Raw genomic sequence first — 23,568 nt, forward strand, 5'->3', positions numbered from 1 at the left:
TGCTATCAGGCCTGCTGGTCCCGCTTGGGCTGCCAGAGAACGTCGGGGCGACCGGCATGGCGGTTCAGGCTGCGTGCCAGCACGAACATCAGGTCGGACAGCCGGTTCAGGTACAGGCGCGGCCCGTCCTGCGGCAGGGCGTCCACAGGAACGGCTACCACGCTGCGTTCGGCTCGGCGCGCCACGCAACGCACCACGTGGGCGCAAGCGGCGGCGGGACTGCCGCCGGGCAGGATAAATTCCTGCAGCTTGCCCAATGCTTCGTTGTAGTGGAGCAGGGCCTGTTCCAGGCGTTCCACGTGGGTGTTGGCGATGACTTGGTGGCCCGGAATGCATAACTCTGCACCCATGTCGAACAGGTCGTGCTGAATGTCCGACAGCAGCGTATCCATGTCGGGCGGCAGATCCAGCGTGCGCAGCACGCCGATCTGGCTGTTCAGTTCGTCTACATCGCCCAGCGCATGGATCAAAGGCGCGTCTTTGGGCAGGCGGCTGCCGTCGCCCAGGCCCGTGGTGCCATCGTCGCCCGTGCGTGTGCTGATAATGGAAAGTCGTATGGACATCGTTAAGGGCCTAGGAGTCGGTGGACACGGGGTGACCTTGAGCCAGGTGGAGCAGGGCCGGGCCGGTTACGCGTGCCACGCGCCAGTCGTGCAGGATCTGCGCGCCCTGATGCTCGTAAAAGTCGATGGCGTTCTTGTTCCAGTCCAGCACGACCCATTCAAAGCGACCGCAGCCTTGGCTGACCGCCAGTTTGGCCAGGTGGCGTAGCACGGCGGCTCCCAGTCCTTTTTTGCGGTGCGCCGGGTCGATATACAAGTCTTCCAGGTAGATCCCACGACGATCCAGAAAGCTGGAATAGTTGTAGAACCACATAATGTAGGAAATCGGCGTATCCGGCTCATCTTGCGGGGTGATGACCAGACAGTAAGCGCTGGGTTCATCAGTGAAAAAGCTGTTGCGTAGTGATTCGGGCGTGGCGTGGAAAATATGTTCCAGCTTCTCGAATGCGGCCAGATCGCGCATCAGTTTCAAAATACCGGGAATGTCGGCGGGGCGGGCGGGGCGAAGGGTATACCCTTTGATAAATTCGCTCATGCTTTTGCAATGGTTTGGCGTTATGCTTGATTGCAGACAAGACGGCGTATCCGTCTTAGAACAGGCATTATGGGCCATTTGCATGGCCCTGCCCAATTTGCAGGAGCATGTATGACGTGGACTACTCAACGCAGCGCGCTGCTGGCAGGAGCCCTGGGTCTGGCCGCGACGGCGGCCTATGTCGTGGTCGCGCAGGCCCAGGAGGCCAGCGCATCGGGCGAGGTACGGCGTGTAGATGCAGCCGCCGGCAAGATTACCCTGAAGCACGGCGCGATCGATCTGTTGCAACTACCGGCCATGACGCTGGTCTACAAAATTGATCCGGCCTTGCTGGCCGGCATCAATCCGGGCGATAAGGTCAAGTTCACGGCGCAGCGCGATGGCGGCGACTATGTCGTGACCAAGATCGAAAAGTCTTGATTCCGACGGACGAAAAAAGCCCCGACAGGGCTGCGTCGGCGTCTATAGATACCTGTTTTTTATGGAATATCGGCATCTGCATATAACTTGGGATGCAAAAAAATGCCAGTCAGCGCTTAACTGACTGGCATTTCCCCGGAGGGCTTTTAACGGGGTTGAAACCGTGTTTTACAGCACGTATCGCGCCAAATCCTGACTGGCTGCAGTTTCCTGCAACTGGCGGTTGACGTAGTCTGCGTCGATGACCACAGACTGTTCGCCGTGGCTGCCGGCGCTGTAGGACAGTTCTTCCAGCAGTTTTTCCATAACGGTGTACAGGCGGCGCGCGCCGATGTTCTCGGTGCGTTCGTTGACTTCGAAAGCCAGTTCGGCCATGCGCTGGATGCCGTCGGGGCGGAAGTCCAGGTGCACGTCCTCGGTGCTTAGCAGGGCTGTGTACTGTTTGGTCAGGGACGAGTCCGTGGCCGACAGGATCTGCACAAAATCCTGGGCGCTGAGCGATTCCAGCTCCACCCGGATCGGGAAGCGGCCTTGCAGCTCGGGGATCAGGTCCGAGGGGCGCGACAGGTGGAAAGCTCCCGAGGCGATGAACAGGATATGATCGGTGCGCACCACGCCGTATTTGGTCGTGACGGTCGTGCCTTCGACCAGCGGCAGCAGATCGCGCTGTACGCCCTGGCGGGATACGTCGCCGCTGCCGCCCTGGTTTTCGCTGCGGGCGGTGATCTTGTCGATCTCATCCAGGAACACAATGCCGTTTTGTTCGGCATTGGCCACCGCGGCGGCCCGCAGTTCGTCTTCGTTGACCCGGCGCGCGGCTTCTTCTTCAGTCAGCTGTTTAAACGCTTCCTTGACGGTCAGCTTGCGTGCTTTGGTTTTTTCCTGGCCCAGGCCGGAGAACATGCTGCGCAATTGCTCGGTCATCTCTTCCATGCCGGGGGGGGCCATAATTTCCATGCGGGGCATGGCCTGGGCCATTTCGATTTCGATCTCGGTATCGTCCAGACGGCCTTCACGCAAACGCTTGCGAAACACCTGGCGGGCCGAATTGTCCTCGCGCTGGGGCAGGCCGTGGGCATCGCGCGAGGGCGGCACCAGCACATCCAGAATGCGGTCTTCGGCGGCTTCCTCGGCTTGGGTGCGGACGCGGCGCATTTCTGTTTCGCGGGTTTGCTTGACCGAGATGTCCACCAGGTCGCGAATAATGGTTTCTACGTCCCGGCCTACATAGCCCACTTCGGTGAACTTGGTGGCTTCGACCTTGATGAAGGGCGCATTGGCCAGCTTGGCCAGGCGACGTGCGATTTCGGTCTTGCCCACGCCGGTGGGCCCGATCATCAGGATGTTTTTGGGCACGATCTCGCTGCGCAGGGGCTCGGCCACCTGCTGGCGACGCCAGCGGTTGCGCAGCGCCACGGCCACGGAGCGCTTGGCCTTGCCCTGGCCCACGATGTGTTTGTCCAGTTCGGAGACGATCTCTCCGGGAGTCATATTAGTGGTAGACATGGTGCGTTATCCGGCGGTCAGAGTGTTTCGACGATGTGGTTCTGGTTGGTGTAGATGCACAGGTCGCCCGCGATTTCCAGGGATTTCTTGACGATCTGGGCCGGCTCCATATCGGTATTTTGCAGCAGCGCCAGAGCAGCCGACTGGGCATAGGCACCTCCCGAACCGATGGCGGCCAAGCCGTGCTCGGGTTCGAGCACATCGCCGTTGCCGGTCAGCACCAGCGTGTGTTCTTTGTCGGCGACCAGCAGCATGGCTTCCAGACGGCGCAGCACACGGTCCGTGCGCCAGTCGCGTGTCAGTTCGACGGCGGCGCGCAGCAGATTGCCCTGGTGTTTTTCCAGTTTGGCCTCGAAGCGTTCCTGCAGGGTGAAGGCGTCGGCCGTAGCCCCGGCAAAACCGGCCAGGATGCTGTCGTTGTAGAGTCGGCGGATTTTCCGGGCCGTGCCCTTGATGACGATATTGCCCAGGGTGACCTGGCCATCGCCGCCGATGGCGACTTGGTCGCCGCGGCGCACGCAGACAATGGTAGTGGCGTGAAATTGTTCCATGAGTTCCTTCCTTTAAGTGTCCCATCTGGGGGTGAGGGCGGCAATTTCAAGCCTGATTGTGTATCGTGGCGGGGTGGCCCTGTAGGCGTTCGTTGTTCGCGCGATGGTGCTGATTGCTGTCGCAGGGCGGTCGATCAACGTAAAAAACCCCTCGCCGGAATGAACCGTCGAGGGGTTTGCACCAGTCAGGCCAGGCCTTGGGCGGTCAGTCGCCGAACATTTTCTGGCGCTTTTCACGGCGTTCCTGGGCTTCCAGGGACAGTGTGGCGGTAGGGCGGGCCAACAGGCGTGGAATGCCGATGGGTTCGCCCGTTTCCTCACACCAGCCGTATTCGCCGGAATCGATCAGGGCGATGGACTGCTGCACCTTCTTGAGCAACTTGCGCTCACGGTCGCGGGTGCGCAGCTCCAGTGCGTGTTCTTCTTCGATGGTGGCGCGGTCGGCGGGGTCAGGAACAAACTGGGTTTCCCGCAGGTTTTCCGTAGTGGCACCGGCGTTGGCCAGAATATCCTGTTCCAGCTGGCGCAGGCGGTGCTTGAAGAACTCCAGCTGTGCGGCGTTCATGTAATCCGACTCAGGCATCGCCAAAAGCTCCTGCTCGGTCAGCAGGGTTGTAGAACTGTCATGTGACTTCGTTGCCATGATGCTTACCTCTTGTTGACGTCTGGGAGCCTGTAACTCTCGTCACGCGCAATCGCTCCGCATTTACTGAATGAGAAATAACTTCAGACCAGGCAATTCTCCAGGCCTTGGGTGAAGATATCCTGCGGCAGCTTGCGGCCAATAAAGACCATTTTGTTGCCTTTCTTTTCTTTGGCCAGCCAGGCGGTGCCCGGCTCGGCGCTCATCATCATGTGCACGCCTTGGAACAGCATGCGCCGGTTGATGCCCTTCAGGTACAAAATGCCCTTGTAGCGCATCAGGTCAGGACCGAAGACCTGAACGATGCCCGACAGGAAGTCTTCCAGGCGCTCGGGATCGAAGGGGCGATCCGAGCGAAAGACAAAGGCCCCGATTTCATCGTTGTGGGCCGCATGTTCGTGGTGATGATGGTGTCCGCAGCCTGGGCCGCAGTCGCCGTCATCGTGATGGTGATCATGGCTGTGTGCATGATCGTTGGCGGCATCCGGGTGCTCGGCCGCCAGAAAATCCGGGTCTATGTCCAGGATGGAGTTCAAGTTAAAGCCGCTGATGTCCAGCAGCGCCTTGATGTCGGTTTCGCCGAAATTGACAGGCGTGATGGTTGCACGCGGGTTAATGCGTACCAGGCGGGCGCGCAGCGCCTCGTAGTCAGCGTCGTTGACCAGGTCTTTCTTGGAGATCAGCAGCCGGTCTGCAAAACCTACCTGTTTCTGCGCCTCTTCTTGACGATCCAGCGTGGCCATGCCGTGTTTGGCATCTACGATGGTGACTACGGCATCGAGCCGGTAATATTCGGCGATATCGTCGTCCATGAAGAAAGTCTGACAGACGGGGCCAGGGTTGGCCATGCCAGTCGTTTCGATGATGACGCGTTCGAAATTCAGTTCGCCAGCTTGGCGGCGCACACGCAGATCGTTCAGGGTGCGCATCAGGTCGCCACGCACGGTGCAGCAGACGCAGCCATTGCTCAGTTCGACGATTTCTTCTTCGGTGTCTTGCACCAACAGATCGTTGTCGATGCCTTCGGGTCCGAATTCGTTTTCGATGACGGCAATGCGCCGGCCATGGTATTCGGACAGGATGCGCTTGAGCAGCGTAGTCTTACCTGCGCCCAGAAATCCGGTCAGTACAGTGACCGGAACCATTTTCTTCAGATCTAATGCGGCGTTCATAACAGGCCTCGCAAAGGCGAAAGCAAAAGTACAGGGCACGATGTCATCGCGACGTCCTGTGCTGCTTGGTTCCGCTCAAAAACAACGTGCGATTACATCACAGCCGTGCCCGTTCGGCAAACGCGGCGCTCAGGACAGCGCAGCAGTTTGCCAATAGATCGGGAAATATATACCGATTGGGGTCAAAACACCACGTTTCAGGCCTGGGATAAGGGTTTTCGAGCGTTGGTATCGTGGGCGCAGCGCTGGCACAGCGCACGCAATTCTGTTTCGTGGCCGGACAGGGCAAAACCCGCTTCGCGCACGCAATCGGCCAGCTTCTGGCTAAGCGCAGGCGCACACAGCTCCACGACGGTGCCACATTGGATGCAGACAATGAGCAGATCGTGCGGATGACCGCCGGCGTCCACACAGGCCGTCCAGGCGTTGACGGCGTCCAGGCGGTGGATCAAGCCCTCTTCGGTCAGAAAGTCCAGAGCCCGGTAGACGGTGGGCGGCTTGGCGCCGGGCTGAAATTCACGCACCCGGTCCAGCAGTTCATATGCCTTCAGGCTGCGCTGGGCCTGGATCAGGATCTCCAGCACCTGTCGGCGTATCGAGGTCAAGCGTTTGCCGCGTTGCAGGCATAGCTGCTCGGCAGTCGCAAGCTGGTGTTCGATGGCGTGGGGCGTAAGGATATGCACAGGCATGGGCGCTTGTTCGGATTAATTGTTATGTTATAACATCGTGGCGAGAATATAATTCCAGCCTTTCGGCGCATTATCCCTGTTTCATGTCTTGTCCTCAATTTTCCTCTGTTTCGCGCCGTCCGGTACCGCGCCGCTCTCTATTGTTGGCTTCCGCTGGCCAGCGTCTGCTGGCCGCTTTGTGTCTGGTGGCGGCCCTGTGGGCCTTGAGCTCCTGGGCCCTGGGGTGGTGGTAAGGCTATGTCCTCTACCTTGATCGAATTGGATCATGTCGCCCTGGGCTGGAAAGACAAAGTGGCCTTACGCGATATCAGTGGTCGCTTCAATCGTGGTTCGTTGACGGCTGTGGTCGGGCCGAACGGTGCAGGTAAGTCCACGCTGCTCAAAGGCCTGACCGGTCAGATCAATCCCCTCAAAGGTCGGATTGTGCTGGCCCCGTCTTTGGCCGACGAGCTGGCTTTGTTGCCGCAGATGGGGGATCTGGACAAGAGTTTTCCGATTACGGTCTACGACCTGGTGGCGATGGGGGCCTGGAAGCGCGTGGGCGCGCTGGGGGGCTTTTCCGGGCAGGAACGCGAACGCATCAGCGACGCACTGGAGCAGGTCGGGTTGGCCGACTTTGCGCGTCGCTCAATTGGCACCTTGTCAGGCGGCCAACTGCAGCGTGCCTTGTTTGCCCGCATGATCATGCATGATGCCCAGGTGCTGCTGCTGGACGAACCGTTTGCGGCAGTGGACAAGGCCACGTCCGACGAATTGATGGCCCTGATCTGTCGCTGGCACGAGCAAGGCCGTACCGTAATTGCAGTGCTGCACGATCTGGATATGGTTCGGGCGTTTTTTCCGCAGGCCGTTTTGCTGGCCGGACAGGTCGTGGCCTGGGGCGCGACGGCCTCTGTGCTGACAGCCGAGCATCTGCATCTGGCCCGACATTTGTGCGCCGGAGACTATTTATGAGCGCGTTGTGGGAATTTCTATGGGGCCCTTTTGCCGAGTTTGGCTTTATGCAGCGCGCCCTGGCCGGTTCATTCGCCTTGGCGGCTGCCGCCGGGCCTTTAGGGGTATTTTTGGTATTACGCCGTATGAGCCTGATGGGCGATGCGATGGCGCATGCCATTTTGCCGGGTGTGGCCGTCGGGTTTCTGACGGCAGGCTTGTCGCTGGGCGCGATGGCGCTGGGCGGCATGATTACCGGCATTGTCGTGGCCTTGCTGGCCGGCCTGGTGGCACGGTTGACGCCGCAGCGCGAGGATGCCAGTTTTGCGGCCTTTTATCTAGTGTCTCTGGGCCTGGGCGTGCTGCTGGTGTCGCTGCGCGGCTCCAATATGGACTTGATTCATGTGTTGTTTGGCACGGTGCTGGGCTTGGATGATGCCTCGTTGTTGCTGGTGACAGGCAGCAGTTCTGTGGCGTTGATTTTACTGGCCCTGATCTTTCGGCCTTTGGTGCTGGAATGCCTGGACCCGATTTTCCTGCGTACTCAGGGCGGGCGGGGGTCGTTGGCGCATATGGTGTTTCTGTTCATGCTGGTCATCACCTTGGTGTCGGGCTTTCAGGTGTTGGGCACGTTGATGGTGGTGGGCATCATGATGTTACCGGCGGCGTCGGCGCGTTTCTGGGTGTATTCGGTGGGTCGGCAAATGACAGTGGCCGCCGCGCTGGGCATGGTCAGCTCCTATCTGGGCCTGTTGTTTTCCTATTACTACAACGTGCCGGCATCGCCCGCCATCATTTTGGCGGCCGGGCTGTTCTATTTTCTGTCTGTCAGTGTCGGGCCGCATGGTGGCTTGGTACGCGCCTGGGTTGCGTTCCGTGCGCGACGGCGGCGCATGGCGTCTTTTCTGGAGCATGAAGCATGAGCGTTCGAGTTTTCAAGCGGTCCGGTGCTGTGTTGTCGCTAAGTCTGCTAGCGTGGGCTCTGCCGGTGCAGGCCGAGCCTTTGCGGGTTGTCAGCAGTTTTTCGATCTTGCACGATATGGTGCGCGAGATCGGCGGCGACAAGGTGGCGGCCAGCGTCATTGTGCCTGCCAATGGCGATGCGCATTCTTTTGAGCCGCGTCCCAGCGATGCCAAGACATTGGCCTCCGCTCAGTTGCTGGTCATCAACGGCCTGGATTTTGAGGCCTGGTTACCGCGCCTGCAGCAGTCGGCAGGTTACAGGGGGCCACAAGTGGTGGCTGCCCAGGGCGTCGACGCGCTAGCTTTTGCTGGGCAAGATGAACATGTCGAGCACGGGCATGGTGATTCGCATGACCACGGGCATAGCCATGATCATGGGCACGATCACGATCACGGGCACGAGTCTGCGAAGCAGGTTGTTGGCGAACCGGCGCACGAACACAGCCACGGCAGTCAAGATCCGCATGCATGGCAAAGCCCGACCCAGGCGCAGGTGTATATACGCAATATCAGTCAGGGGCTGGCAGCCGCCGATCCGGCCAATGCAGACTATTACCGCACGCGGGCGCAGGAATATGCCCAGCGCGTGCAGCAGCTAGACCAAAGCGTCAAAGCGCGCTTGCAGGCGATTCCCGTAGAGCAGCGCAAGGTAATTACGTCGCACGATGCCTTCGCTTATTTGGGTAAAGCCTACGATATCAGCTTCATCGCCCTGATGGGTGTATCCAGCCAGGCAGAACCTTCCGCGCGCGATATTGCCAAGGTCATTGAGCAGGCACGCCGTGAAAATATTCACGCTATTTTCGTGGAAAACACCGTCAATCCGCGCCTGGTCGAACAGGTCGCCCGCGAAACCGGAGCCAAAGTGGGCGGCACTTTGTATTCCGACGCTTTGGGTAAACCGGGATCGGGGGCCGATACGTACCTGGGCATGATGAAGTGGAATACGGATAAGCTAATCGAGGCCTTGCAGCCATGACTGGTGACCCAATGTACCTGGGCCGGTCGGTGGGCTTGCCCAGATCGGGGCGAATGACAGTCAGTCGGCGCAGCGAATTTGAGAGAGCGGCTGCAACGAGATAGCGTAGGCACAGAAACAGTCCTTCCCGTGCGACTGGACGTTCTGGCGACATCCTTGGGGTCAGAAAACAAAGAAAGCCTGCCGCAAGACTGCTTCGGCGAATAAGAAGGGATGGACAAAAGGTGTGGCGGTGTGTCGGCTATTCTGTGTCTTGATGGTCATTATGGAATGACCCTCTTGTACAAGGAATAGCTACTGACGCGCCAGCGTGTGCCTGTTTGCGTATCGTAGTAGCCGCCTTGCGCGGAGGAGCCTTCGTCTTCTTGTTTCCAGGTGCGTCCGCCGTCCAGGCTTAGGGCGGTCAGGTCTCGTGGCCGCAGGCCTGATTCGTCCACGCCATCGAACAATAGCGCCTGGCTGGGCGTGGTATACAGCGCATAACCGGTCACGCTCTTGTCAAAGGTCTGCAGCACATCGACCCCGTTGGTGCGTTGAATCGAGACTTGGCTCAGTCGCGGTGCGGCGTCCGGGCCGGCCAGGTAAGAGGGCAATCCTGTTTGGCTAAGGATATAGAGACGGTTTGAACCGTCGTCCGCCATGTCGGTCACGGTTTGCTCGGGTAAACGCAAGGCGAGTTTGGGGGTGTTTTCCCCCCAGCGCAGAACATGGATTTGGCTGTGGTAGCCGGTATCATCGCGCACCAGAAAGGCAAGGCGTAATGTGCCATCCTTGCCCAGGGCGACCAAGTCAAATTGCTTGCGTTTGTGGTTGGGGTCCCGTGCCTGTTCAGGGACGGAGAGCTCCGTCCAGTTCGTGCCGCCATCGGTCGTGCGCCAGATTCGGGGTCCCCAGCCGATCAGGTACCCGCGTTGCGGGTCCAGGAAGCGTAAAAAGGTAATGTTTTGGTGCTCAGGCCATTCCAGTTGCTGCCAGTCTTGGCCTTGATTGGTGGATTTGAACAGTTTGGTGATTTGAGGGGCATAGCGCACCCCTGGTTTGACGTTGTGGCGATTGGTCCAGCCTGTAGCCAAGTAGGCGGTACTCCAATCGGGGGCCAGCCACCAGTCGGCTTTTTGGGCACGTTCTTCGAATGTCCGCAAAGGATTGTCGAGTGTTCCGGCCAGAATACGTACAGAGCGACGGTTAGCGGACTCTTTGACGTCGCTCATCCATGCCTCTGTGGGCTCGGCAACATCGGGCCTGCTGCGCTCTTCTATCGGTTTAAACGTGACGATAGGCTCGGTGAGCTTCATAGAAATGACCCGGTCTCCTCGGATACGGAAGTCCCCGGGTCCATAGGGTTTATCTTCTTTCATGAATGTTGAACTGACTTTGGTCCACATAGGCTCTCCGTGCATCATGCCGACCAGTACCGCCAAGGCCGCCAGCAGATAGATGGTGTTTTTTTTACTGAGTGTAGGCATGGGTGTTTAGAACCGTAGGTGGCGGGTCAGTGACTCCAGCGTTGCGTCAATCGCATGACCCATAGCGTCTTTGGTGGTGGATTTGTTCTTTGGATCGAGTCATCCATTACTGAATCATCCGCTTGTAGAGGGAATAGCTACTGACGCGCCAGCGTGTGCCTGTTTGCGTATCGTAGTAGCCGCCTTGCGCGGAGGAGCCTTCGTCTTCTTGTTTCCAGGTGCGTCCGCCGTCCAGGCTTAGGGCGGTCAGGTCTCGTGGCCGCAGGCCTGATTCGTCCACGCCATCGAACAATAGCGCCTGGCTGGGCGTGGTATACAGCGCATAACCGGTCACGCTCTTGTCAAAGGTCTGCAGCACATCGACCCCGTTGGTGCGTTGAATCGAGACTTGGCTCAGTCGCGGTGCGGCGTCCGGGCCGGCCAGGTAAGAGGGCAATCCTGTTTGGCTAAGGATATAGAGGCGGTTTGAACCGTCGTCCGCCATATCAGTCACGGTTTGCTCGGGTAAGCGCAAGGCGAGTTTGGGGGTGTTTTCCCCCCAGCGCAGGACATGGATTTGGCTGTGGTAGCCGGTATCATCGCGCACCAGAAAGGCAAGGCGTAATGTGCCATCCTTGCCCAGGGCGACCAGATCGAACTCGGCACGCTCGTCTTGTGGATCACGTGCTTGCTCGGGAACGGGGATCTCTGTCCAGTTCGCGCCGCCATCGGTCGTACGCCAGATTCGGGGTCCCCAGCCGATCAGGTACCCGCGTTGCGGGTCCAGGAAGCGTAAAAAGGTAATGTCCTGGTGTTCAGGCCATTCCAGTTGTTGCCAGTCTTGGCCTTGATTGGTGGATTTGAATAGTTTGGTTAATTGCGGCGTATTGCGTTCGCTGGGCTTGGGCTCATCGTGGTAGTCCATCCAGCCTGTGGCTAAGTAAGCGGTACTCCAATCGGGTGCCAGCCACCAGTCGGCTTTTTGGGCACGTTCTTCGAATGTCCGCAAAGGATTGTCGAGCGCTCCGGCCAGAATACGTACAGAGCGACGGTTAGCGGACTCTTTGACGTCGCTCATCCATGCCTCTGTGGGCTCGGCAACATCGGGCCTGCTGCGCTCTTCCATCGGTTTAAACGTGACGATAGGCTCGGTGAGCTTCATAGAAATGACCCGGTCTCCTCGGATACGGAAGTCCCCGGGTCCATAGGGTTTATCTTCTTTGATGAATGTTGAACTGACTTTGGTCCACATAGGTTCTCCGTGCATCATGCCGATCAGTACAGCCAAGGCCGCCAGCAGATAGATGGTGTTTTTTTTACTGAGTGTAGGCATGGGTGTTTAGAACCGTAGGTGGCGGGTCAGTGACTCCAGCGTTGCGTCAATCGCATTGCCCATAGCGTCTTTGGTGGCATCGTATGCGTCGCCTAGCGAGTGCAGTGCGCTGTTTCCCCAGTCTTTAGCGACTTCAACGGTGGAGTCGATTGCTTGTGACCGGGTTTCCCTGTCCAGCCATTCCTCGATATTGGGCTGGCCGCCAATTTTAAGTAAATCGCTTAGTGGTAAATCGGCCAGTCCTGCGTCAAGGTAGGCTGGGACGTGGGTCTGGAAGGCGAAGCTCTTGAAGGTTTGTGGGGTCACTTCCAGTTCATATTGGGGGACTGTCATATTGACTGTGCGGTTTGGATAGCGGCGGCAGATAACTGTTATTTCGTCTCCATCCATATTGTCTTCAAGTCCTTTTTCTATGTTTTTTTGGAGCTTGTAGCGTGCGTTATCCAGCCACGTCTGACCCGCCGAACTTAGACGGGGTCTAAGCCTTTTCCCGTATGTTGAACAATAGTAATAGCCATAGCTGACGTAATAGTCCGGCGGCTGATGGCCGCAGCCGATGTGTCGGACCATGAAGTTGGCGTGGCGCGACCAGTTATCGTCGCTGTTGTTGGCGGCAATAAGCTGGTCTCTTTTTAAGAGCAGTCTTCTTGCCACGATCAGGTCGTCCCAGGGATTCCATTCGGTTGACCAGGCTTTGAAGACCTCCCACGTTGAGACTCCTGATTTGGCGACGTATTCTTCATGCAGCGGCCGGTAGTAGAACTCGCACTTGCCTAGGAGAGCATTCGCCGCAGGGGTGACGTCCTTGTTACATTGTTTGGCGTAGACCGGCGCGGGAGCGGGGCTTGAAAGAGGTAGATGAGTAGCCCGGGCTTCGCCCAGGATGGGAGCATCTGTATTCATCGTTGTTAATCCTCCATCAATTGAATGATCAGATCATCTGGCGCATCACTGATCGATAAGTCGGTTTCCCCGGCCTCGTTGGTTCGCCCTTCCATCAACGATTCGCCTTGTGGATTGGTGATTCGATACCGGGTATTGGCAATTGGTATGTCTGTGCCTGCCCAGGTCGCGACGAATCTTCTGTGGTACTGGCCGGTCTTGGGCGTTTTGGGCATTCTGGGCACCTGGGCTTGATCGCTCGACGGCCCGCCCCATTGATGAGCGGCGGACAAGAGTTGAATGTCCTTTTGAGTACCCACGGTGACGCCGTCGCCGATCTTGATATAGCTGCCATCGGCCGCGACCAACCGGATGACCGGCGCGGTGATCAACACTTCGTTTTCGTTGCTGGTCAGGGTCATGCCTTTTTGCGCATTGGCGGTCAGTGCGTCGTCCTGGGCTTGCAGCAGCACTGGACCTTCACCGGCCACCGCCTGCACCCCTGTGCCGCGTGCAAACAGCTGTATCCCCTGTCCCGCCGTGACATTGAAGCGCTGACCGCTCATCAATTGCAGGTGCTGCTGCGCCACCTGGTCGATGTTCTCGCCGGCAAAGGTCAGATGCGTTTTGGGTGTCAGGCTGATGGTTCCGGCCTGTGCGCCCAGGGTTAGCAGCGCTTGGGCGTCGGCCCTCGCATCGCTTGATGATGCTGCAGGCGGGGGTGCAGACCAATTGCGCATGGCATCGGACACATTCTGCTGCCCTTGCGTATCGGCTGCCTGCCCACCATGCTCTCCGGCATAGGAGCCCAAGGCGTGGAACAAGTTCTGACACTGCTCCAGCAGACCCAGCAATTCTTCTCGGTCCAATTGCCCGCCCTGGGCCTGGCTGCGCGCATACGTGGTCAATAACATGCCCTGCGCCGCGCGCAAGGCCATCGCCGCGTCTGTGCGCAACTCGGCCCCCACGCCGCGCTCCTGCCCTTTGCCTTGCTGGCGCGGTTGCGTCAGAAATCCTAAGTTAAGCTGGGAGTGAGCCTGTTCGCTGGCTAGCTGCGTGCTGATCTCTCCCGGCGTATCGTCAAATCGAAGCTGGTTATACGCCGAACCCTTGATTTCCTGAGTCTTGATACCCGAGAGATAGCGGTTCCCAGGCAGATTTCCGGTGTGGCTGAAGGTGGTGGGCGGATGAACACCGTTGCTGAGCACGCCCAGGATGACCAGCCGATCTGGATCGCCTCCCAGACAATCCAGTAAGACCTCCATGCCGATCCGGGGCAGAAACAAGCCGCCAAAGCCATTACCGGCCAGGCAAGACGACACGCGCAGCGGCGCACTGTCGCGGGCCGATCCGCTGACGCCAGCCCCTTGCGCGTGCGCATGGTCCGCCGCATCCAGGCCATGGATGCCCACCCGCACACGGCCTTGATCGTCGCAAAAAACCTCGTCGTCCTCGGGGCCGACAATGGTGCCTGTCAATAAATGGACCGCTGGCAAGTCTTTGCGAGGGTCGTAGGGGGGGGGGCAGGGGAGCGCCCCGGCGCACGCAGGAAAAGCGGTTCTGATAGCGTGTCGGCTCTTGCGGGCAGGCTACGGGGGCACCCCCACCCCCATCCACAGTAAGGCTTGTTTGGCCGGGCAACAGTGCCAAGGCGCGCTCGTTCAACTCCTTGGGCAGGTTGTTCCAGATCGTGTGTTCGATCGAGGTGATCATGAATTGGCGCTGTTCAGCCGGCAACTGGCTCCAGACCGCTCCATCATCCAAGAGAATCCAGGCCCCGACGGCCAGATCGCGCACGGCACTGATGCCGTCATAGCGCTGTGCCTGGGCCTGATGCGCCAAGACCCTGGCTACCGTAAGCCGGTCATGGTCATTCCATGAGTCGCCTGCGTGGGGAATGTCGATGGCTACGTCGGTTAGCAGTTGGGCAAGATCATTGCCATGTGCTCCCTGTTCCAGGTTAACCGGAACAAAAGACTCATCCATGCGGGCTTTTTTATAGTCCCAGGACGGTCGGCCGGCCGCGCCCGGCACTAAGTGTTGATGCAAAGCGAAGTGAGTAATGGCATCACGCTCTTCTACCGCTGCATTGCGTGAATGCAGGCGTACCGTCCCGGCCGGTGCCTGGGGCAGGCACATGGGATCGTCGCAACATACCAGCGTGTGCACCGGCGTATCGTCTTCCCGTGGGCTTCCGGTCTGGGCCTGCCCAGGACGAACGAACGCGGTGATGCCGTCACGCCGCAACAGACGCCGCACGAAAGCAGCATCCGATTCGTTGACCTGACGGGTCAGTTCCCGTGCAGGGTAGCGTTCCGCGTGCAAGCCGCTGATATCGAACTCAAAGGCCGCCGCCAGCGTTGCGCTGCGTTGACGCCATTCAGAGAACAACACATTCAGGATTTCCACGACGTTCAGTTGCCGGAATATCCGTGAATTGGTTCGATGTTCCATTAAAGACAAGGCATCGCAAATCGTCAGGCGGTAGACGCATAACTCGCCGTCGCTCTGTCCGATTTCGACATCGCGCACGATAGCGCTGATGGCATGCTCACGCCCTTGATCCGTGACCAGTCGGACCGAGACCGGCACGCCCAAAAAAAGACGCGGCGACAGATCGCGGCGGGCAGACAGGCACGTCAATTCGCCCTGGATGCCGGTCATCAGGCTTTCGTGAATGCGTGCATGCTGCACAGCCAGAAAGCGTCCCAGCACATCCTGCGCCGGTCCGAAGGACAGTGTGACGGGACGCCGTTCCCACTGCAGGGCACCCTGTGCAAAACGATCGATGGTTTCCAAGAACGACACTGGCATTACCTCTCTATCAGGCCTGTGCGATGCGACAGCCACGGCGAGCTTCGGTAGAAAAGCCGGTTGCCGATGATGAGCAGAAAAGTACCGGTTTTTTCAACGCCGAATTAGATTTTTAAAGCCGTATGTTTGGGAGTTGAATGGAAGCTAATTTTTGGCAACGTATGGTAAGCCATTTTCTAGCGGAATTGAATAGTAATTATTTATTGAGCTAGATTTAGTTCTTTTTTTGTGTGTCTGTGAGTTTTTTGTGGGGTGGTTTAGTAAAGTAAATATTATTAAAAACAAGGTGTTAATTGGTTTTTTGGTTTATTTTGTTTATAAATAAAGTTTAATTTTATTTTTGAAACTAGTTATTTCAATTTCGACTATTTTATTTAGGTGGATATAATAAATAGCCTTATTATTATTTTATTTAAAGGGCTGGGTCGATTGATGGCTTTCTGTGAAGACGGCCGCTTTAGTGGTGGGATGTCCAAGGCACTGTAAGAACGGTCGTTTCATCCGCTTGCGGATTTTTCTGATGCAGGGTTGGCAAGCGTTCGGGGAGGCCCGATTAGAAAGATCCTATTGCTGCCCGGTTGTGCAGGGGCCTGGCCCTACGTCAGGGCGAAGGTTTCTTTGCCTGTTTTTGATCTTCGTCTTGATTGTTATGCTTGCGGCGCGCCCGAGGATGGGCCTGGTCGTAGGCTTGGGCCAGATGCTGAAAGTCCAGCCGTGTGTAGATCTGAGTGGTAGAAATGTTGGCGTGGCCCAGCAACTCCTGCACGGCGCGTAGATCCTGGGCCGATTGCAGCAGGTGGCTGGCAAAACTGTGGCGCAGGCTGTGCGGATGCACGTGCATGGGCAGGCCGCTGGTTTGCGCGTATTTTTCCAGTTGCTGCTGGACGATGCGCGGATGGATGCGTGCGCCGCGCGCGCCCAGGAACAGGGCGGCTCGGGCGTCAGTGTCGCGTGCCTGTGCGGCGAGTTCCCCCCGTTTTTCCAGCCAGTGTTGCAGCGCCAGCAGCGCCTTTTCTCCGACAGGTAGGCGGCGCTGTTTTTCGCCTTTGCCCGTAACCAGCACTTCACGGTCGTTCAGCAGCAGCCAGCTTTGCGACTGATAATTGCCGTCCTGGTGGTAGTGCGTGTCCAGGCTGACCAGTTCGGACAGGCGCAGGCCACTGGAGTAGAACAGCTCGAACATGGCCTGATCGCGCCGGGCAATCGGATCGTCCTGTACCGGCAGGGCGGGGCGGTCCAGCAACTGCTGGGTCTGATCGACTGACAGCGCTTTGGGTAAGGGGCGGCCTGCCTTTGGGGCGCGCAGTCCCGCTGCTGGATTGCGTGGCCAGCCTTGTTGACGGGTCTGCCATTGATAATAGCCGCGCCAGGTAGCCAGGATACGGGCCAGGCTGCGCGGGGCAAGCCCTTGGGCATGCAGGCGGGCGACGCCTTGCCGTAGTTCGGTTTCGTTCAGGCTGTCGGGATCGCGTTGCGGGAACTGGGCCAGCAGATGCGCCAGGTCGCGGCGGTACGCCTGTACTGTGTGATCCGAATAGCGTTTTTCCAGCGCCAGCAGATGTAGCCAGCGTTGCATGGGCTCGGTGATCAGGCCGTGCATCCGGGTTCGGGCGCAATGGCGTGTGCCTGCAGGCGGCTTAGGGCGGCACTGCTCAGTTCGCCGATGCCTTCCAGGAAATCGGTGCCCATGTCCGATGTAAAACGGTCGGCCTCGGGGGAGCCCAGCACCAGCAGGCCAAAGAGTTGTTCGTCCCCGGCTTGCTTGAGGGGAATGATGGCAACGGACAGGGCATCCTGTTGCAGTTCGGCCAGGAAAGCCTCGTCGCGGCGTTGTCCGCAATACGGGGCTGGCAATGTGTGCCCCCAGCCAGCGATGGCGTCATCGGCCAGGATTTCGTCGGGATTCCAGAGGTGCAGGCGCACGACCGGCATTTCGAAAATGTTTTCCAGGCTGCGGCAGATCAGGTCGGGCAGGGTGTTCGGGTCGGACGCGGCCAGCATCTGGCAGTTCCACTGGTGCAGCAGGCGCGAGATTTTTTCGTTGCCGCGCGCATTGGCAACCAGGGTGGCCAGTTGCCGCTCGGTTTTCTTGCCTCTGTCGCGCAGCAGCAGGATCTGGCGTTCGCCCAAGGAAATAGCGCGACTTTGGTGCGGATGCGGCACCATCAGATTGGCAAATAAATCGGCGTGGGCGTCGAAGAAATCAGGATTGGCTTTCAGGAACTGGGCCACATCCACGGCGCTAAGGCTGGGGGTATCCATTCTAGAAGGTTTCCTTTTTGGCTAAGGACGCGCAGAGCGCGACAATGTCGACTTGACCGTTAAAGACGGTTTGGGCTGGGCCGCTCATGCGCAATTGCTGCCCGTCCCACTGAATGCGCAAAGCACCTCCACGAGTATCCACGACAACCGGACTCTGGAGCAATCCCCGCCGTATGCCGGCTACGACAGCGGCGCAAGCACCGGTTCCGCACGCCAGCGTCTCGCCCGCGCCGCGTTCGTACACGCGCAGGCGAATGTGGTGGGGGTCCAGCACCTGCATGAATCCGGCGTTGACCTTGCGGGCAAAGCGCGCATGCGACTCGATAAAAGGCCCGACGGTCTGTACGGGGGCTGTCTGCACATCGTCCACCACCTGGACTGCGTGCGGGTTGGAAATGGACACCAGCGACAGCGCCACAGGCTGCTCCTGGCCGGGCACGGGCAGCAGCCACAGGGTGTCCTGGCCTTGGGCGGTCTGCTCCAGTCCCTGAGTGTCGAAATGAACATCGGCAGGGGCAAAGCGCGTCATGCCCATGCTGACTTCCACGCTTTGATCGGGGGCTTCGTTCAGGGAAAGAATGCCGGTGCGTATTTGCGCCCGCAGCGGATTGGCGTGCGACAGACCTTGTTCGTGTACGAAGCGTACAAAGCAGCGCGCCCCGTTGCCGCAATGCTCTACTTCGCTGCCGTCGGCATTGAAGATACGGTATCGGAAATCGGCTTGGTCTGTGTCGGCGGGTTCGACCAGCAAGATTTGGTCGGCACCAATACCAAAATGGCGGTCGGCCAGGGCGCGCGCTCGCTCGGGGGTCAGAGCTATGGGTTGGGTGACGCCATCGAGCACGACGAAATCGTTGCCCGCGCCGTGCATCTTGCTAAAACGCCATAGAGACGCGTCTGGGGAGGATGGGGCGGTGTGGCTCATGGGTGTACTCAGTAAATGCGTGCTTGCCCTTCGGGCCGGGTTTTAAAGCGCCGATGTACCCAATAATACTGCGTGGGGTCCTGACGCACGTATTTTTCGATCAGGGCGTTCATGCGTGCGGTGGCCTCTTCCAGCGAGTCCTGGCCGGGGAAGTCGGCCATCGGTTCCAGCACTTGTATTTGGTAATGGCCGCTCTGGGCATTGAGCCGGGAGATAACGGGAATGACCACGGCATCCTGGTTGCGGGCGATCTGCGCCGTGGTCAGCAAGGTGGCCGCCGGCACATTGAAGAACGGCACGAACGCGGCTCCCTTGATGCCGAAGTCCATGTCTGGCAAGTAATAAATGGGTTGGCCTTTCTGCAAAGCGCGCATCAGGCCGCGTATGCCGTCTTTGCGTGAAATAAGGGGAGCCGTGGAAAAGCGGCTGCGTCCTTCAAGCATCAGCTTGTCTACACTGGGATCGCGTTGGGGGGTGTAAAAGGCCACCAGCGGCGAGATCGACATCGACAGGCGTGTTCCGGCGGCATCCATGCCCAGAAAGTGGGGTACCAGCAACATGACACGCCGGCCTTGCTCCAGGGCGTGGGTAATGTATTCTTCGCCTGTCAGCTCCAGGGTGTTGAGGATGGTGCTGGGCAGCCCGAACCAGAGCAGGCCACGGTCCAGATAGGATTGGGCCAGTAGGCGAAAGTGTTGCCGCTCCCAGGCGCGACGGGTGCTTTCGGATTCGTCGGGAAAACACAACGCCAGATTGGTGCGTACGATATGGCGGCGACGGCTTGCCAGCTTGTGGGTCAGCCAGCCTAAGACGGCTCCCCAGCGTTGGCGCCGGCGCACCGAGATCCGTCCGAAATACGTGAAGATGGACTTGAGCAGCGGATAGGAATTGAAACTCATGGCGTCGGATCGCTAGGAATGGGAGGGGCGTCGTGCGGAACTTTGTAACGGTTGTAGCCCCACAGATACTGCTCGGGGAAACGCCGTATCAGGGTTTCCATCGATTGGTTGATCAGGGTGGACAAGGCGATCGGGTCCTGGGGCAGCGGTTCGGGCAGGCGCAAGGTGTGGATATGCCAGCCACGGCCCTTGGGCAGGCGTTCGGCGGCGGTGACGATGACCGGCACATCGGACTGGCGGGCCAGTTTGCCGGCCAGCGTCATGGTCAGAGCAGGGCGGCCGAAAAACGGAGCCCATACGCCATCGCCGCCGCTGGGCACCTGATCGGGCAGCATGCCCACGGACTGGCCTTGGCGAAAGGCGCGTACGAACTCGCGCACGCCTTTCATATTGGCGGGCACGGCGTGCAAGCCCGGCAGCTCGCGCGCCTGCACCATTAATGGCTCCAGTGCAGCCTGTCGAGGCGGGCGGAACATAACGGTCAGCGGGCCCAGACCCACCAGGTAGCGGGCGGTAATCTCGAAACAGCCCAGATGCGGGGTCAGATAAAGCACGCCCCGGCCTTCGGCGTGGGTGGCGCGCAGCAGCGCCACATCGTCCACGGTGCAGCGTGCCAGGCAGGCTTGCGGATGCAGCCAGACGCGCGGGGTCTCCAGAATCATGGCCCCGGTCTGCCCGGCGGCCCGGCGAAAAAAAGCCGGGTCATCGTAGCCGGCCTGGCGGCAGTTGGCTTGCAGGCGGCGGCGATAACGCCCAGGAAAGGCATAGACCAGACGCCCTATTGCCTGGCCCAGCAGGTGCAGGGCAGGAAGGGGCAGGCGAGCCGCCAGACGCAAGAGAGCCGCTAACATGGGCCGGACAGTCCTATGAAAAGTAGGTTTTGCTGAAACAATTGTGTATTTTCGCTTAAAATAGATTGTATCGCTGAGTTAAACGACAACTTGCGGAGCGATAGACCGGCCTAGCCGGTCACACAATACACCGCTAAAGCGTCGCGCCCCGTCTATCGTATCCACATCGTTGGCTTCGAGGTGCAACGCAGTTTGTTCAACCTCGTGCTGTAGATCAGCACCTAGCCAAGGAAGCACCGCTGTGGATAACAACGATTTCCTCTTTACCTCCGAATCCGTCTCCGAAGGCCACCCCGACAAGGTCGCGGACCAGATTTCCGACGCCATCCTGGACGCTATTTTCGAACAGGACCCGCAGGCCCGCGTTGCCGCTGAAACCCTGTGCAATACGGGTCTGGTCGTGTTGGCCGGCGAAATCACGACACATGCCAACGTGGACTACATCCAGGTGGCGCGCGATACCATCAAGCGCATCGGCTACGACAACGGCGACTACGGTATCGATTACAAGTCGTGCGCCGTGCTGGTGGCCTACGACAAACAGTCGCCCGACATCGCCCAGGGCGTGGACCGCAGCCCCGAAGAAATCTTGAATCAAGGCGCAGGCGACCAGGGCCTGATGTTCGGTTACGCGTGCGACGAAACCCCCGACCTGATGCCGGCTCCTATCTGGTATGCCCACCGTCTGGTGCAGCGTCAGAGCGAACTGCGTAAGGATGGCCGTCTGGCCTGGCTGCGTCCGGATGCCAAGTCCCAAGTCACCTTCCGCTATGTGGACGGCCGCCCCGTGGAGGTCGATACGGTCGTGCTGTCTACCCAACACGCACCGGATATTTCGCAGGAAGACATCCGCGAAGCCGTCATCGAGCATATCATCCGCCCTTGCATCCCCGAAGACCTGCTGTCAGACACGACGCGCTTTCTGGTCAATCCCACCGGCAAGTTCGTTATTGGCGGCCCGCAGGGCGATTGCGGCCTGACCGGACGCAAGATCATCGTGGATACCTACGGTGGCGCATGCCCGCACGGCGGCGGCGCGTTTTCGGGCAAGGACCCCTCCAAGGTGGATCGTTCGGCCGCTTACGCCGCACGCTACGTGGCCAAGAATATCGTGGCCGCCGGGTTGGCGCGTCAGTGCCAAGTGCAGTTGAGCTATGCGATCGGTGTGGCCGAGCCCATCAACATCACCATTTACACCGAAGGCACAGGCGTAGTGTCCGATACTGAACTGGCCAAGCTGGTGCGCGCCCATTTCGACCTGCGTCCGCGCGGCATCATCGAAATGCTGGATCTGCAGCGCCCCATCTACACCAAGACCGCTGCCTACGGTCACTTTGGCCGCAGCGAACCCGAGTTCAGTTGGGAAGCCACCGACAAGGCCCAGGCCCTGCGCCACGCGATCTAAGGCCTTGCCTTTGCAGTGCAAAAAAGCCAGTCAGGCGATTCTGACTGGCTTTTTTGTGGGTTTTTGCATGTTTTCGCTGGAGTTCGGCTTGTACGATCCTACTTGCTGGCTTTGGGGCCCATGACCGCGCTGGGCGATCTGCACAGTGATAAAGGGTGTTTTGTGTGCTGGCCGCTTCCCAAGTGTGCCTAAACGGGTACAATGTCCGGCATTATTGCCATGCCCGAGGAGCGTTGCGACAAGACCTGCGTCTTGCCAGGCTCGGATCATGGATGGGTGCTTTGCCGCCCTAACGAACGACGCTCGCCACGACCTGCACGACAGGCTGATGGCGAGGAGCATCGCTCGCGTCGCAGTCTGCGTGCCGTACTACGGAGCCTAACTGTGACTTTCTCTGATTACAAAATCGCCGATATCTCCCTGGCCGACTGGGGCCGCCGCGAATTGGCCATTGCCGAAACCGAAATGCCCGGCTTGATGGCGACCCGCGAAGAATTCGCCGCTGCCCAGCCCCTGAAAGGCGCGCGCATTGCGGGCAGTCTGCACATGACCATCCAGACCGGTGTTCTGATCGAAACGCTCAAGGCACTGGGTGCCGAGGTGCGCTGGGCATCGTGCAATATTTTCTCCACTCAGGACCACGCCGCTGCGGCTATTGCCGCCACTGGCACGCCCGTGTTCGCCGTCAAAGGCGAATCGTTGGAAGAATACTGGCAGTACACCCACGAAATTTTTAATTGGCCCGGTGAACAGGCCAATATGATTCTGGACGACGGCGGCGATGCCACGCTGTTGCTGCACCTGGGCGCGCGCGCCGAACAAGACCTGTCTGTGTTGGACAAGCCCGGCAGCGAAGAAGAGCGCGTGCTGTTTGCCGCCATCCGCGCTCGTCTGGAAACCGACAAGACCTGGTATTCCACCCGTCTGGCCCAGATCCAGGGCGTGACCGAAGAAACCACTACTGGCGTACATCGTCTGTATCAGATGTCCCAGAAGGGCGAACTGGCCTTCCCTGCCATCAACGTCAACGATTCGGTCACCAAGTCCAAGTTCGACAACCTGTACGGTTGCCGCGAATCGCTGGTGGACGGCATCAAGCGCGCCACCGACGTGATGGTGGCCGGCAAAATCGCCGTGGTGGCTGGTTTCGGCGATGTGGGCAAGGGCTGCGCCCAAGCTTTGGCGGCTCTGCGCGCCCAAGTGTGGGTGACCGAGATCGATCCGATCTGCGCCTTGCAGGCGTCGATGGAAGGCTACCGCGTGGTCACGATGGAAGAGGCCGCCGATAAGGCCGACATTTTCGTGACCGCCACCGGCAACTACCATGTCATCAACCGTTCCCACATGGAACGCATGAAAGACCAGGCCATTGTGTGCAACATCGGTCACTTCGACAACGAAATCGACGTGGCCTCGGTGGAAGACTTGCAGTGGGAAGAAATCAAGCCCCAGGTCGATCACATCATTTTCCCGGACGGCAAGCGCATCATCCTGCTGGCACAGGGCCGACTGGTGAACCTGGGTTGCGCCACCGGCCACCCTTCGTTCGTGATGTCGGCGTCCTTTACCAACCAGACCATTGCACAGATCGAGCTGTTCACGCGCGGTGATGCCTACGAAACGGGTAAAGTATATGTACTGCCTAAGCATCTGGACGAAAAAGTGGCCCGTCTGCATCTCAAGAAATTGGGTGTGAACCTGACCACCTTGTCCAAGGAACAGGCAGATTACATCAGCGTGCCGGTGCAGGGCCCCTTCAAACCTGAGCACTACCGCTATTAAGCCTACGCCCGAGCGT

Annotated in this window: 22 protein-coding genes, 1 pseudogene and 1 riboswitch; of the genes and pseudogenes, 7 read left to right on the forward strand and 16 right to left on the reverse strand. The window is 59.0% G+C overall.

Annotation, left to right across the window (positions count from 1 at the left end; genetic code table 11):
- Positions 1-5: 5 nt before the first annotated feature.
- Together AADW57_RS03045 and AADW57_RS03050 are read right to left on the reverse strand one after the other, a co-directional pair.
- The gene (locus AADW57_RS03045; protein WP_341668589.1) at positions 6-563 is read right to left on the reverse strand and encodes a cob(I)yrinic acid a,c-diamide adenosyltransferase; all 558 of its coding nucleotides are present in this window, start codon (positions 561-563) and stop codon (positions 6-8) included.
- A 10-nt stretch (positions 564-573) separates the two neighbouring features.
- Positions 574-1,098, reverse strand: a complete 525-nt coding sequence (locus AADW57_RS03050) for a GNAT family N-acetyltransferase (protein WP_341668590.1) — start codon at positions 1,096-1,098, stop codon at positions 574-576.
- 111 nt (positions 1,099-1,209) lie between these two features.
- Here AADW57_RS03050 and AADW57_RS03055 point away from each other — a divergent pair, with 111 nt between their 5' ends.
- Positions 1,210-1,518, forward strand: a complete 309-nt coding sequence (locus AADW57_RS03055) for a copper-binding protein (RefSeq protein ID WP_341668591.1) — start codon at positions 1,210-1,212, stop codon at positions 1,516-1,518.
- A gap of 168 nt (positions 1,519-1,686) precedes the next feature.
- Here the strand turns inward: AADW57_RS03055 and hslU are convergent, their stop codons facing one another.
- From hslU to AADW57_RS03080, 5 genes are all read right to left on the reverse strand, one after another.
- Positions 1,687-3,024, reverse strand: a complete 1,338-nt coding sequence (gene hslU, locus AADW57_RS03060) for an ATP-dependent protease ATPase subunit HslU (RefSeq protein WP_341668592.1) — start codon at positions 3,022-3,024, stop codon at positions 1,687-1,689.
- A gap of 17 nt (positions 3,025-3,041) precedes the next feature.
- Entirely contained in the window at positions 3,042-3,575 is a 534-nt protein-coding gene (gene hslV / locus AADW57_RS03065; RefSeq protein ID WP_341668593.1) for an ATP-dependent protease subunit HslV, read from the reverse strand.
- A 205-nt stretch (positions 3,576-3,780) separates the two neighbouring features.
- The gene (gene dksA, locus AADW57_RS03070) at positions 3,781-4,218 is read right to left on the reverse strand and encodes an RNA polymerase-binding protein DksA (protein ID WP_341668594.1); all 438 of its coding nucleotides are present in this window, start codon (positions 4,216-4,218) and stop codon (positions 3,781-3,783) included.
- Between the two features lie 83 nt (positions 4,219-4,301).
- A complete protein-coding gene (locus tag AADW57_RS03075) occupies positions 4,302-5,390 on the reverse strand; it encodes a CobW family GTP-binding protein (protein ID WP_341668595.1) in 1,089 nt (362 codons plus the stop codon).
- 197 nt (positions 5,391-5,587) lie between these two features.
- Positions 5,588-6,079, reverse strand: a complete 492-nt coding sequence (locus AADW57_RS03080) for a Fur family transcriptional regulator (RefSeq protein WP_341668596.1) — start codon at positions 6,077-6,079, stop codon at positions 5,588-5,590.
- 83 nt (positions 6,080-6,162) lie between these two features.
- Between AADW57_RS03080 and AADW57_RS03085 the strand changes: the two genes are divergently transcribed.
- From AADW57_RS03085 to AADW57_RS03100, 4 genes are read left to right on the forward strand one after another with little or no spacing between them, the layout of a single operon-like run.
- Complete coding sequence (locus AADW57_RS03085) at positions 6,163-6,312, forward strand: hypothetical protein (RefSeq protein ID WP_341668597.1); 150 nt, start codon at positions 6,163-6,165, stop codon at positions 6,310-6,312.
- Between the two features lie 4 nt (positions 6,313-6,316).
- Entirely contained in the window at positions 6,317-7,033 is a 717-nt protein-coding gene (locus AADW57_RS03090; RefSeq protein ID WP_341668598.1) for a metal ABC transporter ATP-binding protein, read from the forward strand.
- The gene (locus tag AADW57_RS03095) at positions 7,030-7,935 is read left to right on the forward strand and encodes a metal ABC transporter permease (protein ID WP_341668599.1); all 906 of its coding nucleotides are present in this window, start codon (positions 7,030-7,032) and stop codon (positions 7,933-7,935) included. Before AADW57_RS03090 ends, AADW57_RS03095 begins: the two co-directional genes overlap by 4 nt.
- The gene (locus AADW57_RS03100; RefSeq protein ID WP_341668600.1) at positions 7,932-8,954 is read left to right on the forward strand and encodes a metal ABC transporter substrate-binding protein; all 1,023 of its coding nucleotides are present in this window, start codon (positions 7,932-7,934) and stop codon (positions 8,952-8,954) included. The genes AADW57_RS03095 and AADW57_RS03100 overlap by 4 nt, the downstream gene beginning before the upstream one ends.
- Before the next feature lie 263 nt (positions 8,955-9,217).
- Here AADW57_RS03100 and AADW57_RS03105 read toward each other — a convergent pair whose 3' ends face one another.
- The 9 genes and pseudogenes from AADW57_RS03105 to AADW57_RS03145 form a co-directional block, all read right to left on the reverse strand.
- Entirely contained in the window at positions 9,218-10,420 is a 1,203-nt protein-coding gene (locus AADW57_RS03105; protein ID WP_341668601.1) for a WD40/YVTN/BNR-like repeat-containing protein, read from the reverse strand.
- A gap of 106 nt (positions 10,421-10,526) precedes the next feature.
- Positions 10,527-11,732, reverse strand: coding sequence for a WD40/YVTN/BNR-like repeat-containing protein (locus AADW57_RS03110; RefSeq protein WP_341668602.1), 1,206 nt, complete (start codon positions 11,730-11,732; stop codon positions 10,527-10,529).
- Positions 11,733-11,738: 6 nt separating this feature from the next.
- Complete coding sequence (locus AADW57_RS03115) at positions 11,739-12,635, reverse strand: hypothetical protein (RefSeq protein ID WP_341668603.1); 897 nt, start codon at positions 12,633-12,635, stop codon at positions 11,739-11,741.
- A gap of 5 nt (positions 12,636-12,640) precedes the next feature.
- Positions 12,641-15,428: pseudogene (locus tag AADW57_RS03120) on the reverse strand (type VI secretion system Vgr family protein).
- Between the two features lie 601 nt (positions 15,429-16,029).
- A complete protein-coding gene (xerC, locus tag AADW57_RS03125; RefSeq protein ID WP_341668604.1) occupies positions 16,030-17,028 on the reverse strand; it encodes a tyrosine recombinase XerC in 999 nt (332 codons plus the stop codon).
- A complete protein-coding gene (locus AADW57_RS03130; protein WP_341668605.1) occupies positions 17,016-17,690 on the reverse strand; it encodes a DUF484 family protein in 675 nt (224 codons plus the stop codon). Before AADW57_RS03130 ends, xerC begins: the two co-directional genes overlap by 13 nt.
- Before the next feature lies 1 nt (position 17,691).
- Complete coding sequence (gene dapF, locus AADW57_RS03135) at positions 17,692-18,615, reverse strand: diaminopimelate epimerase (protein ID WP_341668606.1); 924 nt, start codon at positions 18,613-18,615, stop codon at positions 17,692-17,694.
- An 8-nt stretch (positions 18,616-18,623) separates the two neighbouring features.
- On the reverse strand, positions 18,624-19,514 hold the full coding sequence (locus tag AADW57_RS03140; protein WP_341668607.1) for a lysophospholipid acyltransferase family protein: 891 nt from the start codon (positions 19,512-19,514) through the stop codon (positions 18,624-18,626).
- Entirely contained in the window at positions 19,511-20,365 is an 855-nt protein-coding gene (locus AADW57_RS03145; RefSeq protein WP_341668608.1) for a lysophospholipid acyltransferase family protein, read from the reverse strand. The genes AADW57_RS03140 and AADW57_RS03145 overlap by 4 nt, the downstream gene beginning before the upstream one ends.
- Before the next feature lie 241 nt (positions 20,366-20,606).
- On the opposite strand from AADW57_RS03145, the gene metK reads away from it, so the two are divergent.
- Entirely contained in the window at positions 20,607-21,770 is a 1,164-nt protein-coding gene (gene metK, locus AADW57_RS03150; RefSeq protein ID WP_341668609.1) for a methionine adenosyltransferase, read from the forward strand.
- Between the two features lie 219 nt (positions 21,771-21,989).
- Positions 21,990-22,082, forward strand: a riboswitch (S-adenosyl-L-homocysteine riboswitch).
- 72 nt (positions 22,083-22,154) lie between these two features.
- On the forward strand, positions 22,155-23,552 hold the full coding sequence (gene ahcY / locus AADW57_RS03155) for an adenosylhomocysteinase (protein ID WP_341668610.1): 1,398 nt from the start codon (positions 22,155-22,157) through the stop codon (positions 23,550-23,552).
- The last annotated feature ends 16 nt before the right edge of the window (positions 23,553-23,568 follow it).

This window comes from Alcaligenes sp. SDU_A2 (assembly GCF_038237375.1).
Lineage (GTDB): Bacteria > Pseudomonadota > Gammaproteobacteria > Burkholderiales > Burkholderiaceae_B > Alcaligenes.